The following is a 13268-nucleotide window of genomic DNA, read 5'->3' on the forward strand; positions in this document are numbered from 1 at the left end:
GTGGGTCGGTGCACCGGCCCACCGGTATCGGCGGCCGCATCCCTTCGTTACCCCCGACGAAAGGACTGCCAGGTGGTGACCGAACCGCAGGACGCCGGGCCGGCGACTCTGACCGAGGACGAACTGGCCATCCTCGCGTTGCTTGCCGAGGGCCGGCTCACCGCGAGCGTGGCCGCCGAACTGCACCTGTCCGAGCGCAGCGTCCGGCGCCGGGTGCGGGTGATCTGTGAGCGGCTGGACGTGGATACGTCGATCGAGGCCGTGGTCTGGGCCGCCCGACGAGGGCTGGTGTGACCTGGTCCGTAGCTTGACGGCAGCGAAGATGCCCTCGTAACCTCAGGAACGCCGGGATGAAACGTTTCATGCCCTGGCTGCCCACCGTCGACACCCCGAGGGGGTGGGACCAGTGCGACACGCGCTTAGCGCGCACCCCGAAAGAGTGAAGGAAGCCATGACGAATCCCGCGGTGGATGACCTGCTCGCCCGCAGCAACCGGCTCGGCGCCGATCCGGCGAACACCAATTACGCCGGCGGCAACACCTCTGCCAAGGGGGTGGAGACCGACCCGGTGACCGGCGAGCCCACCGACCTGCTCTGGGTCAAGGGTTCCGGCGGCGACCTCGGCACGCTCACCGAGCGCGGGCTGGCGGTGCTCCGGCTGGATCGGCTCCGGTCGCTTGTTGACGTCTACCCGGGGGTGGAGCGTGAGGACGAGATGGTCGCCGCGTTCGACTACTGCCTGCACGGGCGGGGTGGATCGGCACCGTCGATCGACACGGCCATGCACGGGTTGGTCGACGCGCCGCACGTCGACCATCTGCATCCCGACTCGGGGATCGCCATCGCCACCGCTACCGACGGGCCCGCCCTGACCGCGAAGATGTTCGGCGAGCGGGTGCTCTGGGTGCCGTGGCGTCGGCCCGGTTTCCAACTCGGCCTCGACATCGCCGCGGTGCGTCGGGCGAACCCGCAGGCGATCGGGGTCATCCTCGGCGGGCACGGCATCACCGCCTGGGGCGCCACCAGCGAGGAGTGCGAGGCCAACTCCCGCGAGATCATCGCCACCGCCGCGCGGTACATTGCCGAACACGGCCGGCCCGAGCCGTTCGGTGCCGTGACCCAGCCGGCCCTCCCCGAACAGCAGCGTCGGGACCGGGCGGCGGCGCTCTTTCCGGTGCTTCGCGGTCTGGTCTCGACCGACCGGCCGCAGGTGGGTCACTACACCGACAGCGACGTGGTGTTGGACTTCGTCGGCCGGGAGCGGATGCCCGAGTTGGCCGCGCGGGGCACCTCCTGCCCGGACCACTTCCTACGGACCAAGGTCCGCCCGATGGTGCTCGACCTGCCACCGACCGCCGGGATCGAGGAGACCGTCACCCGCCTGAAAGAGCTGCACGCCGCCTACCGTGCGGACTACCGGACGTACTACGAGCGGCATGCCGGGCCGCACAGCCCACCGATGCGCGGTGCCGATCCAGCCATCGTGTTGGTGCCGGGCGTCGGCATGTTCAGCTTCGGAGCCAACAAGCAGACCGCCCGGGTCGCCGGCGAGTTCTACGTCAACGCGATAAATGTGATGCGGGGCGCCGAGGCGGTGTCGACGTACGCTCCGATCGACGAGGTGGAGAAGTTCCGCATCGAGTACTGGGCGCTGGAGGAGGCCAAGCTCCAGCGGATGCCGAAGCCGAAGCCCCTGGCGACCCGGATCGCTCTGGTCACCGGCGGTGGCTCGGGGATCGGCCGGGCGATTGCCCATCGGCTCGCCGCCGAGGGCGCCTGCGTGGTGGTCACCGACCGGGACGCCTCCGCCGCCGAGACCGTCGCGGCCGAGATCGGCAACCCGGATGTCGCGGTCGCCGTACCGCTCGACGTCACCGACGAGGAGCAGGTCGCCGCCGCGGTGAGGGCCGCGGCACTGGCGTTCGGCGGGGTGGACCTGGTGGTCAACAACGCCGGGTTGTCGCTGTCGAAGTCCCTGCTGGACACTTCCGTACGGGACTGGGACCTGCAGCACGACGTGATGGCCAAGGGGTCGTTCCTGATCTCCCGGGAGACGGCCCGGCTGCTGTTGGCGCAGGGCATGGGTGGCGACATCGTCTACATCGCCAGCAAGAACGCGGTGTTCGCCGGCCCGAACAACGTCGCATACGGTGCGGCAAAGGCCGATCAGGCCCACCAGGTGCGGCTGCTCGCCGCCGAGCTGGGCGCGTACGGCGTGCGGGTCAATGGCATCAACCCCGACGGGGTGGTCCGGGGGTCCGGCATCTTCGCCGGTGGTTGGGGCGCCGACCGGGCGGCGGTGTACGGAGTGCCGGAGGAGAAGCTCGGCGAGTTCTACGCCCAGCGCACCCTGCTCAAGCGGGAGGTCCTGCCGGAGCACATCGCCAACGCGGTCTTCGCCCTCACCGCCGGCGACCTGTCGCACACCACCGGCCTGCACATCCCGGTCGACGCCGGCGTCGCCGCCGCGTTCCTGCGATGACGCCGATGCCGCCGCACGCCGAGCCGGCAGCCGCATCGCACACTGGGCCGGCAGCCGGATCCGCACCGCGCGTCGGGTCGGCAGCCGGGTCCGGACCGCACGTCGGACCGTCGGCGGGCGCGGAACCGTCGACCGGTCCGCAGCGAAGTAGGGTACCGGGATCCGGGCCGCGACCGTCGGCCCAGCCAGTTCAGGCGCCGCACCCTCGTGGCGGCGGCGAGGTCAGCCTGGCGGCCGTCGACCTCGGCGCGTCCAGCGGCCGGGTGGTCCTTGGACAGGTCGGCCGGGACACCCTGCGGCTGACTGTGACGCACCGGTTCGCCAACGAGCCGGTGCGCGTCGGCGGCACTCTGCACTGGGACATCCTGAGCCTGTTCCGCGAGGTGCTGGCTGGGCTCCGGACGACCGGTCCGGTCACCAGCGTCGGCGTGGACTCCTGGGCGGTCGACTACGGCCTGCTCGACTCCACCGGCGCGCTGCTCGGCAACCCTGTGCACTACCGGGACGCCCGTACCGATGGTGTCGTGGAGCAGGTGACCCGGCGGCTGGGTGCCGAACGTCTCTACGCCACCACCGGGCTGCAACAGTTGCCGTTCAACACGCTCTACCAACTTGCCGCGGCAGCCAGCACGCCGCAACTTGCCGCCGCCCACCGGCTGCTGATGATCCCGGATCTGATCGCCTACTGGCTCACCGGGCAGCTTGGTGCCGAGGTCACGAACGCCTCCACCACCCAGCTCTACGACCTGAACACGGGTACCTGGGCGCACGACCTGATCACCGACGCGGGCATCCCGGCGCACCTGTTCCCGCCGCTGCGGAAGCCGGGCACCGCGATCGGGCCGACGCTGCCCGAGTTGGCCCTACCCGAAACGGCGGGCGTGGTGGCGGTCGGTTCCCACGACACCGCCTCGGCCGTCGTCGCGGTGCCCGCCGACGGCGAGCACTTCGCCTACATCTCCTGCGGCACCTGGTCCCTCGTCGGCGTCGAGCTGGACCGGCCGGTGCTCACCGAGGCCAGCCGGCAGGCCAACTTCACCAACGAGGGCGGAGTCGACGGCACAATCCGTTACCTGCGTAACGTCATGGGTCTATGGCCGTTGCAGGAGTGCCTGCGCAATTGGGGCGAGCCCGACCTGCCCGGCCTGCTCACTGCCGCCGCGCGGGAACCGGCGTTCCGCAGCGTGGTCGACATCGACGCCCCGTCGTTCCTCCCGCCGGGTGGCATGCCCGAGCGCGTGGTCGAGGCGTGCCGCCTGGCCGGCCAGCCGGTGCCGCAGTCACCGGCCGCCGTCGTCCGTTGCGTCATCGACAGCCTGGCCCTGGCCCACCGCCGGGCTGTCCGTCAGGTGCAGGACCTCTCCGGCCGACAGGTCGACGCGGTGCACATCGTCGGCGGGGGAGCGCGCAACGCCCTGCTCTGCCAACTCACCGCCGACGCGTGCGGGCTACCGGTGCTGGCCGGGCCGGTGGAGGCCACCGCGATCGGCAACCTGCTGGTCCAGGCACGAGCGGCCGGCGTGGTCGGTGGTGACCTTGCTGCCTTGCGGCGGCTGGTGCGGCAGACTCAGCGGATCATGCGCTACGAGCCGGGCGATGGGTCCGGGACGGCGCGGGCAGCCGAGCGGCGGGTGGGGGTGTGAGGTGCGGATCGCGTTGTTCGTGACGTGTCTGGCGGACACCTTGTTCCCGGCGGCGGCGAAGGCGACGGTGCGGTTGTTGGAGCGGTTGGGGCATGAGGTGGTGTTCCCCGACGGGCAGACGTGTTGTGGGCAGATGCACGTCAACACCGGCTACCAGGCGCAGGCGGTGCCGTTGGTGCGGCGGCATGTGCGGACCTTCGATCCGTATGACGTGATCGTGGCCCCGTCGGGGTCGTGTGTGGGGTCGGTACGGCATCAACACGCGACGGTGGCTCGCCGCAGCGGTGACGAACGGTTGGCCAGTCGGGCCGAGTCGGTGGCCGGGCGGACGTACGAGCTGTCCGAGCTGTTGGTGGACGTGCTGGGGGTGACCGACGTGGGTGCCTTCTTTCCACACCGGGTGACGTACCACCCGACGTGTCATTCGTTGCGGATGCTGCGGGTGGCCGACCGGCCGGTACGGCTGCTTCGTGCGGTGCGGGGGCTCGACCTGGTGGAGCTGCCGGCGGCGGAGCAGTGCTGCGGGTTCGGTGGCACCTTCGCGGTGAAGAACGCGGACACCTCGACCGCGATGTTGGCGGACAAGATGCGCCACGTGCTGGCCACCGGCGCTGAGGTCTGCACGGCCGGAGACTCGTCGTGTCTGATGCACATCGGTGGCGGGCTGTCCCGGGCGGGGGCCGGGGTGCGGACGGTGCACCTGGCGGAGATCCTGGCCTCGACGGAGCAGGGCGGCACGATGAGCGAGCGGAGCGAGCCGGTGGTGGCGTCGTGACCCGTACCTTCCTCGGCATGCCGACGACCGCCCCGGCCGGTGTCGGGCACCTGCGGGGTGACGAGCCGTTCCCGGCTGCCGCTCGGCGGGCGCTGGCGGACGCGCAGTTGCGTCGCAATCTCGGGCACGCCACGGCGACGATCCGGGCGAAGTCGGCTGGTGTGATCGGTGAGGTGCCGGACTGGGAGCAGCTGCGGGCGGCCGGTAGCGCGATCAAGGCCGACGTGCTGGCCCGGTTGCCGGAGCTGTTGGAGCAGTTGGAGGCGCGGGTGAGCGCGGCCGGGGGAGTGGTGCACTGGGCGGCCGACGCGAACGAGGCGAACGCGATAGTCGTCGACCTGGTCCGGGCCACCGGCAGTGACCGGGTGATCAAGGTCAAGTCGATGGTGACGCAGGAGATCGGCCTCAACGAGGCCCTTGAAGCGGCCGGGATCGCGCCGGTGGAGACGGATCTGGCCGAGCTGATCGTGCAACTCGGCCAGGACCGGCCGAGTCACATCCTGGTGCCGGCGATCCACCGTAACCGGGCCGAGATCCGGGAGATCTTCCTGCGGGCGATGCCGGGGGTGGATCCGGGGTTGACCGACGAGCCTGCGGTGCTGGCGGCGGCGGCGCGTCGGTTTCTGCGGCAGACTTTCCTGTCCACGTCGGTGGCGGTGTCCGGGGCGAACTTCGCGGTGGCGGAGACCGGCACGTTGGCGGTGGTGGAGTCCGAGGGCAACGGTCGGATGTGTCTGACCCTGCCGCGCACGTTGATCACCGTGATGGGTGTGGAGAAGGTGGTGCCGACCTGGCGGGACCTGGAGGTGTTCCTGCAACTGCTGCCCCGGGCCTCGACCGGGGAGCGGATGAACCCGTACACGTCGATGTGGACCGGGGTGAGCCCGGGTGACGGGCCGCAGGAGTTTCATCTGGTCCTGCTGGACAACGGTCGCAGCGCGGTGCTCGCCGACGAGGTGGGTCGGCAGGCGTTGCACTGCATCCGCTGTTCGGCGTGCCTGAACGTGTGCCCGGTGTACGAGCGCACCGGTGGGCACGCGTACGGGTCGGTGTATCCGGGTCCGATCGGTGCGGTGCTGTCGCCGCAGTTGACCGGGGTGGCCGACAATGCGTCGCTGCCGTACGCGTCGTCGCTCTGCGGGGCCTGCTACGACGCCTGCCCCGTTAAGATCGACATTCCGGAGCTGCTGGTGCACCTGCGCGACCAGGCGCCGCATCCGCGCGGCGAGTCGGCGGTGATGGGTGCCGCCGCGTACGCGATGGACCACCCGGCGCTGTTCGCGGCGGCGCAGCGCGCGACCCGGCTGAGCCGGCTGACGGGCCGGCGTGGTCGGGGCCTGCCGCCGCCGTTGTCCGGCTGGACCGCCGGCCGTGACCTGCCCGAGGTGCCGGGGCAGACCTTCCGGCAGTGGTGGGCGCAGCGGTGAGCGCGCGGGAGACGATCCTCGCCCGGCTGCGGGCCGCCCTCGACCCCGCGCCGGCCCCGGTCGAGGTGCTCCGTGACTACCGGCGCGACGGCGCGGTCGACCTGGATTTGCTTGTGGATCGGCTGACCGACTACCGCGCCCAGGTGCACCGGGTTACCGAGGCGGCCGTCGCCGACACCATCACCGGCATCCTGCCGACCGGCGCGAGCGTCGTCGTGCCACCGGCATTGCCGTCGGCCTGGCTGCCGGCGACCGTGACCGCCCTGGCCGACGAGGGTCTCGACACCACCGCGATCGCCGCCGCCGACGGCGTGGTCACCGCCGCCGCCGTCGCCATCGCCGACACCGGCACCGTCGTGCTCGACGGCTCACCCGACCAGGGTCGCCGCGTCCTCAGCCTCCTGCCGGACCTGCACATCTGCGTGGTCCGCGCTGCCCAGGTCGTCGCCAACGTGCCGCAGGCGCTCACCCGGCTCGCCCCGCACCGACCACTGACCTGGGTCAGCGGCCCGTCAGCCACCAGCGACATCGAACTCAACCGCGTCGAAGGCGTCCACGGCCCCCGCACCCTGCACGTGATCCTGCTGCCCTGAGTTCACCCAGCATCGGCTGACGATCTGGCGGCCCTGCGCGACCTCCCGATGCGGCTCGGCGACGGCACCCCGCCCGATCCAACGGCGGCGGGAGGCATTGGTAGTCCTCTGTGGCCAGATGCTCGACGCCGAACCGTCGAGACGCATGGGCGGCCGGAGGCGGCCAACTTGTTTCCGGTCTATTGCCTTGCTATTGCGACTCGGCGAGGCTCGGGGCAGCTAGATCGATGAAACGATTCAACCTCTGGCCTGGCCATCGCGCCTCATCGGTAACTCTCTCCTTGGCACGTTCCAAAGCGGAGGGAGTCGCACTCCCGGCGACCCGATGGCTTCAGGTCTTTGGCACCATGCGAAGGGAGAACAGGTGCCATCCACAAAGCACACAGCTACCGCACTCATCGGTGCTGGGCTGGCGCTCGTACTGGCCGCGCCACCGTTCGTCACCGCTGCCTCCGGGGTCGGCGCTGCCAAGGGAAAGCCGGGCAACGTGCAGGTCCGCGACCTTGCCATCGACGGTCGCTACGACTCGCCGTTGGACATCGGCAATCCTCGTCCGACGCTGAGCTGGCAGTTCGCCGAGACGCCGCGCGCCAAGTCGCACCCGTGCCACCGGCAGAACGCCCGCGTCGCCTGCCCGGGTGACCGGCAGACCGCCTACGAGGTGCAGGCGGCCGAGAGCGAGAGCAGACTTCGGGCGGGCCGGCTGATCTGGACGTCGGGCAAGGTGCACAGCTCCGCGCAGCGCGTGGTGTTCGGCAAGTCGCTGCGCTCGCGGGACACCGTCGTCTGGCGGGTACGTGTGTGGGATGCTGACCGGCGGGTGTCCAGCTGGTCGGAACCTGCCTCGTGGTCGATGGGGCTGCTCGACCAGGCCGACTGGGGAGACGCGCGCTGGATCGACTACCCCGACCGCGCCGAGAACCAACCGTTGCCCATCTTCGCCCGCGCGTTCGAGGTGCCCCGGGGCAAGAAGGTCAGCGACGCGAAGCTGTACCTGTCCGGCGTCGGCCTGCACCACGCCACGGTCAACGGCAGGAAGCTGACCGACGAGGTCCTGGCACCGGGCAACTCCAACTATCAGCTCTCCAGCGAGTACCGCGTCTACGACCTCACCCGGATCGTGCGACGGGGGAGCAACACCGTCGGGGTGGAACTCGGCAACGGCACGGCCTACGTACGCCGCAGCGTCACCAACCCCGAGGTGGGGCGGACCTCGCCGTACTCGTGGTGGCAGAGCCAGCTCAAGGGTGACGGGTCGCTGGTGGTCGACGTACCGGCTGGCGCGACGAACGTCAAGGTGAGCGCGGTGACCGGCTATCACGTGGGTGGCACGGTCAACATCGACACCGGCGACGGCGGCGACCGACTGGAGTCGCGAACCATAACGGCCGTCGGCACCGAGGGCGCCGACGGCACCGGCATCACCTTCACGCCGGCGCTGAGCCGGGCGCACAGCGCGGGTGCCAGGGTGACCGGATCGGGCAACTCGCTCGCGGCGAGCGACCCCTCGGCCGGTGCGGCAGTGACCCCTCGCTTCATCGGTCGACTTGAGATCACCTACACCGATGGCCGTCGGTCCGCCGTCGTCACCGACCGGTCCTGGCGCGCCGCGCTCGGCCCGCTGGTCACCGACGCCTGGTACTCCGGCGCCGACTATGACGCCCGCCGCGAGCAGCCCGGCTGGAATGAGCCGGGAGCGAACCTGGGCGCAACCGCCAAGCGACGCGACGGCTCCGCCACCGGCTGGATCGACGCCGGCATCGCGCCACCGCCGAACCTGACGACCGAGCTGGTCGCCCGGTCCGCCGAACCGATCGTGGAATGGGAACGGTTCACACCGAAGTCGATGACCAACCCGGCACCAGGGACCTGGGTGTTCGACTTCGGCCAGAACATCGTGGGCTGGCCCGAGCTGAACCTACGGCGGGTACCGGCGGGAACGACCGTACGGATGGCTCCGGCGGAGTCACTGAACCCGGACGGCACGGTCAACCAGAGCTCGCTCGGCCCCGGTGGCCGTGGCGCCGACCTGTTCAACACCTACACCTCCTACGGGGACCGCAAGGGTGAAAAGTGGCACCCCAAGTTCAACTACTTCGGGATGCAGTGGGTCCAGGTCACCGGCCTGCCCGAGGGCTACGTCCCCAGGCGTGACCTGATCACCGGCGTGCGGTTGCAGGCCGACACCCCCGTCGCCAGCACCTTCCACAGCTCCAACGCGCGCATCAACCGGATCCACAAGATGTCGCGCTACTCGATCGCCGGCAACATGATGTCGGTCTTCACCGACTGCCCGGGCCGGGAGAAGCTGTCGTATCCGGCCGACTACACCATGCCGATGGGTGCGATCCACCGCAACTTCGAACTCGGCGCCTACCTACGCACCGCCATGCATCACCTGGTCGAGGGGCAGTCCGTCGCCGACACCCCCATGCAGGGCAACGTGGCGCTGAAGACCCCGGTCTACGACTGGGGTTACAGCGGTCGATTCGGCGACGAGATCAACTGGGGTAACGCGATCATTCTGGTCCCGGCGATGCTGTACGAGCTGTACGGCGACACCCAGACCATGGACACGTACTACGACCAGATGGTGAAGTTCGTCGACTACATCCAGCGTGAGAAGGCCGGCACCGGCGACGAGCAGCACATCGTCGACGCGGCGTTGGCCGACTGGGTCTCGGCCGAGCAGACCTCGGGCCGGATCACCGGCACCTGGGGCTACTACGTCATGATCACCAAGATGGCGATGATGGCCGAGGTGACCGGACGCACGGCGGACGCCGCGAAGTACACCGCGCTGGCCGAGGACATCAAGGCCGCCTACCACCGCGCGTTCTTCAACGACTCGCTCGGCTACTACACGGCCACCGGCAACGCCGGTACCAGCGGTGCCACCCAGGCGGCGCAGGCGCTGGCCCTCGACGCGGGTCTGGTGCCCGACGACAAGCGCCAAGGGGTGCTCGACTACCTGGTCGAGAACATCTACGCCTTCCAGCCCAATGGCGGTGGGCCGCACTTCAGCGGCGGCACCATCGGCATGGCGCCGATCGTCCGGGTGCTCGCCGACGCCGGGCGCGACGACGTGCTGTGGGACCTGCTCCAGGAGGACACCGAACCCAGCTATGGTTTCTTCCTACAACCGACTACGGAGAATCCCGAGGGGTTCACCACCATCGGAGAGCGGTGGACCCGGGGTAGCTCGAAGAACCACATGATCCTCGCCCAGATCGAGGAGTGGTTCCAGTCAGGTGTCGTGGGCATCCGGGCCGCGGATGACTCGGTCGCGTACGACAGGCTGGTCTTCCAGCCCAAGGCCGTCGGGGATCTCACCTTCGCCGAAGGTAGCTACAAGACGCCCAAGGGTGTGGCGCGCAGCTCCTGGAAGAAGTCCGCAAAGCAGTTCGTGCTGGACGTGACCGTTCCGACGAACACCACCGCCGAGGTCTGGGTTCCCACCGGAGCAGGCCAGAAGGTCAAGGCGCCGAACCGGGCCACGCTCAAGCGCGTCGAGGGCGGATACACCGTCTTCACTGTCCCGTCCGGCAAGTTCACCTTCAAGGCCGCCTAGCGAGGAAGGTGAGGTCTCCGGCCCTTCGGGGACCTCACCTGAGGCGGGTGGGAGAGCGTCGGCGGCGCTCTCCCACCCGCGCGGTGTTGACCGTCGCGTGGCGACATCGAGCACGCGACTGACCGCTTGTGGCCTGCTCAGCTTCGCCATGGACTTCGTCCTCATCACCGACGGCGTTGACTGCGCCCCAGGCTCCAGCTCAAGCAGACCGGGCGCCGGGCCGTGCTGGTAGGCCCGCTCGCTTCCGAGGACGGTCTCGTGGGGGAGGTGACTCAGCCGGCCTGCCCTTTCCGGTAATGCCTCAGCGGTTCCTACCCGATGGCGGGGGCTGCTGCGTACTCGCCGTCGCTGACGGGTTCGAGCCAGTGGACGACGTCGTGGTGGTCGTCGGCCTCGTTGATGGCGAGGTGGACCATGAGGCGGTCGGGTGCGGCACCGTGCCAGTGTTCCTCGTTGGCTTCGAACAGGACGCGGTCGCCGGGGCGGATGACTTCGACGGGCCCGCCGCGGCGCTGGCACAGGCCGACGCCTTCGGTGACGAAGACGGTCTGGCTCAGGGGGTGGCGGTGCCAGTGGGTTCGGGCGCCGGGCATGAAGTGGACCAGGTTCGCGGTGACCCGCGACGGCGGGGGCGCGGCGGCGACGGCGTCGATGTAGACGTCGCCGGTGAACCAGTCGCGGGGTCCCTTGGCGGTGGCGATGGAGCTGCGGGTGATCTGCATCAGATTCCTTCGGTGTCGCGGACTGCTGCGGTGGTGGTGGCCGCCCAAGAGGCGAGCAAGCGAAGTCGTTCGGCTGACGGCGAACCGGGCTCGGCCGTGTATACGAGCAGCACCAGGCCTGGTTCGGCGGTGATCGCGAGTTCCTCGTAGGCGAGCGTGAGATCGCCGACAAAGGGGTGATGGAACCGCTTGGTGCCGGTGCCGTGGGTGCGTACGTTGTGGTCGGCCCAGAGCCGGCGGAAGTCCTCGCTGCGGGTGGACAGCTCGCCGACGAGGTCCTGCAGACCGCGATCGTGTGGGTCGCGGCCCGCCTCGGCGCGCATGACGCCGACGCACATTTCGGCGAAGCGGTCCCAGTCGGGGTAGAAGTCGCGTGACGCCGAGTCGAGGAACTGGAACCGCGCCAGGTTCGGCAGACGGCCACCGTCGCCGATGACAGGTGCGTAGAACGCGCGGCCGAGCGTGTTGGTGGCGAGCAGGTTCTGCTGCGGATCCCGTACGAACGCGACGCCGTCGGTGATCGCCTCCAACGCCCACCGCAAGCTGAGGCGTTCGGCGGCCTTCGTGGCGGTGCGGCGCCGGGGCCGCCCCGAGGCCGGAATGCCGTCGGCGGCGCGGGCCAGGTCATACAGGTGGGCACGCTCGGTCTCGTCGAGGTGCAGCGCTCGGGCCAGGGCCTCCAGCACGCCGGACGACGCGCCGGCGATCTGGCCGCGTTCGAGCCGGGCGTAGTACTCGACGCTGACCCCGGCCATGGCGGCGACCTCACTGCGCCGCAGGCCGGGGACGCGCCGGCTACGGGTCGGCGGCAGGCCGACCTGCTCGGGCGTCAGTCGGGCCCGGCGGCTGGTCAGGAAGTCGCGCACCTCCGAGCGGTTGTCCATGTATCGAGCGTAGGCCGCACGACACCGCTGAGGGGTTCCCTCTCAGTACACCCATCCACAGGGACTTCTCCCGCCTCGGGCGAGCAGTTTGACTGGGTGCAGTTGTTGTCCCGAGGGCGTCGGAATCGAAGCGAACGGAGCACACCACCATGCGTCAGGTTGTCATGTACAAGGCCGGGGACGTGCGCGTCGAGGAGCGCCCGGATCCAATGATCTTCGAGCCGACCGACGCGATCATCCGGCTGGCCGCGACCTGCATCTGCGGCAGCGACCTGTGGCCGTACCGCGGCGCCGAGCAGGTCGAGCACCAGGTGATGGGCCACGAGTACATCGGTGTCGTCCAGGAGATCGGGTCCGCCGTGCGCACCGTCAAGGTCGGCGACTTCGTCGTCGGCTCCTTCTGGGCGTCCGACAACACCTGCGACATCTGCCAGGCCGGCTACCAGGCGTACTGCGTGCACCGCGTCCTGATGGGCACCATCGGCACCCAGTCCGAGCTGGCCCGCATCCCGCTCGCCGACGGGACCCTCGTGGCGACCCCCGGCCAGCCCGACCCCGACCTCATTCCGTCGCTGATGGCGGCCTCCGACGTCCTCGGCACCGGCTGGTTCGCGGCCGTCGCCGCCGAAGCCGGCCCCGGCAAGACGGTTGCGGTCGTCGGCGACGGCGCAGTCGGCCTACTCGGCGTCCTGGCCGCCCGGCAGCTTGGCGCCGAACGCGTCATCGCCTTCAGCCGCCACAACGATCGGCAAGCTCTCGCCCGAGAATTCGGCGCCACCGACATCATCACCGAACGCGGCGACGCCGGCGTCAAGAAGGTCAAGGAGCTGACCGGTGGTCTGGGCGCCCACAGCGTCATCGAGGCCGTCGGCACCCAGGAGGCGATGATGCAGGCCATTCACTCCACCCGCCCCGGCGGCCACGTCGGCTTCGTGGGGGTGTCCCACGACGTCGCGATTCCCGGCGACGAACTGTTCATGGCGGGCGTCCACATCCACGGCGGCCCCGCCCCGGTCCGGCGGTTCCTACCCGAGCTGATCCAGCTCATCTGGGACCGGAAGATCGACCCCGGCAAGGTCTTCGACCGCACCCTGCCGCTCGACCGGGCCGCAGAGGGCTACCAGGCGATGGACCAGCGCACCGCCACCAAGGTCCTGCTCACACTCTGACA

10 protein-coding genes are annotated in these 13268 nt (G+C 70.0%); 8 read left to right on the top strand and 2 right to left on the bottom strand.

Annotated features, from left to right (window positions below):
• Positions 1-75 precede the first annotated feature (75 nt).
• The 7 genes from O7605_RS21730 to O7605_RS21760 all read left to right on the top strand — a co-directional run bounded on the left by O7605_RS21730 (position 76) and on the right by O7605_RS21760 (position 10491).
• Positions 76-294: a LuxR C-terminal-related transcriptional regulator gene (locus O7605_RS21730; RefSeq protein ID WP_269740850.1), complete on the top strand. Its 219-nt coding sequence runs from the start codon at positions 76-78 to the stop codon at positions 292-294.
• Positions 295-451: 157 nt separating this feature from the next.
• The gene (locus O7605_RS21735) at positions 452-2482 is read left to right on the top strand and encodes a bifunctional aldolase/short-chain dehydrogenase (protein ID WP_269740851.1); all 2031 of its coding nucleotides are present in this window, start codon (positions 452-454) and stop codon (positions 2480-2482) included.
• Positions 2483-2745: 263 nt separating this feature from the next.
• The gene (locus tag O7605_RS21740; RefSeq protein WP_269740852.1) at positions 2746-4125 is read left to right on the top strand and encodes a rhamnulokinase; all 1380 of its coding nucleotides are present in this window, start codon (positions 2746-2748) and stop codon (positions 4123-4125) included.
• 1 nt (position 4126) lies between these two features.
• Positions 4127-4900 carry a (Fe-S)-binding protein gene (locus O7605_RS21745; protein ID WP_269740853.1) on the top strand — a complete coding sequence of 258 codons (774 nt, stop codon included), beginning with the start codon at positions 4127-4129 and terminating at the stop codon, positions 4898-4900.
• Between the two features lie 17 nt (positions 4901-4917).
• The gene (locus tag O7605_RS21750; RefSeq protein WP_269742717.1) at positions 4918-6327 is read left to right on the top strand and encodes a lactate utilization protein B; all 1410 of its coding nucleotides are present in this window, start codon (positions 4918-4920) and stop codon (positions 6325-6327) included.
• Complete coding sequence (locus tag O7605_RS21755; protein WP_269740854.1) at positions 6324-6920, top strand: LutC/YkgG family protein; 597 nt, start codon at positions 6324-6326, stop codon at positions 6918-6920. The genes O7605_RS21750 and O7605_RS21755 overlap by 4 nt, the downstream gene beginning before the upstream one ends.
• Positions 6921-7284: 364 nt before the next feature.
• Entirely contained in the window at positions 7285-10491 is a 3207-nt protein-coding gene (locus O7605_RS21760; protein WP_269740855.1) for an alpha-L-rhamnosidase, read from the top strand.
• A gap of 311 nt (positions 10492-10802) precedes the next feature.
• Here O7605_RS21760 and O7605_RS21765 read toward each other — a convergent pair whose 3' ends face one another.
• Positions 10803-11213 (bottom strand): (R)-mandelonitrile lyase, encoded by a 411-nt coding sequence (locus tag O7605_RS21765; RefSeq protein WP_269740856.1) that lies wholly within the window; start codon positions 11211-11213, stop codon positions 10803-10805.
• A complete protein-coding gene (locus O7605_RS21770) occupies positions 11213-12097 on the bottom strand; it encodes a helix-turn-helix domain-containing protein (protein ID WP_269740857.1) in 885 nt (294 codons plus the stop codon). The genes O7605_RS21765 and O7605_RS21770 overlap by 1 nt, the downstream gene beginning before the upstream one ends.
• A 149-nt stretch (positions 12098-12246) precedes the next feature.
• Here O7605_RS21770 and O7605_RS21775 point away from each other — a divergent pair, with 149 nt between their 5' ends.
• The gene (locus O7605_RS21775; RefSeq protein ID WP_269740858.1) at positions 12247-13266 is read left to right on the top strand and encodes a zinc-dependent alcohol dehydrogenase family protein; all 1020 of its coding nucleotides are present in this window, start codon (positions 12247-12249) and stop codon (positions 13264-13266) included.
• Positions 13267-13268: the final 2 nt, after the last annotated feature.

The organism is Verrucosispora sp. WMMA2121 (assembly GCF_027460185.1).
Classification (GTDB): Bacteria; Actinomycetota; Actinomycetes; order Mycobacteriales; family Micromonosporaceae; genus Micromonospora; species Micromonospora palythoicola.

Excerpts from the sequence above, each read along its gene's own strand:
- O7605_RS21735 (WP_269740851.1), top strand. The coding sequence starts at position 452 with ATGACGAATCCCGCGGTGGATGACCTGCTCGCCCGCAGCAACCGGCTC.
- O7605_RS21750 (WP_269742717.1), top strand. The coding sequence starts at position 4,918 with ATGCCGACGACCGCCCCGGCCGGTGTCGGGCACCTGCGGGGTGACGAG.
- O7605_RS21765 (WP_269740856.1), bottom strand. The coding sequence starts at position 11,213 with ATGCAGATCACCCGCAGCTCCATCGCCACCGCCAAGGGACCCCGCGAC.
- O7605_RS21770 (WP_269740857.1), bottom strand. The coding sequence starts at position 12,097 with ATGGACAACCGCTCGGAGGTGCGCGACTTCCTGACCAGCCGCCGGGCC.
- O7605_RS21775 (WP_269740858.1), top strand. The coding sequence starts at position 12,247 with ATGCGTCAGGTTGTCATGTACAAGGCCGGGGACGTGCGCGTCGAGGAG.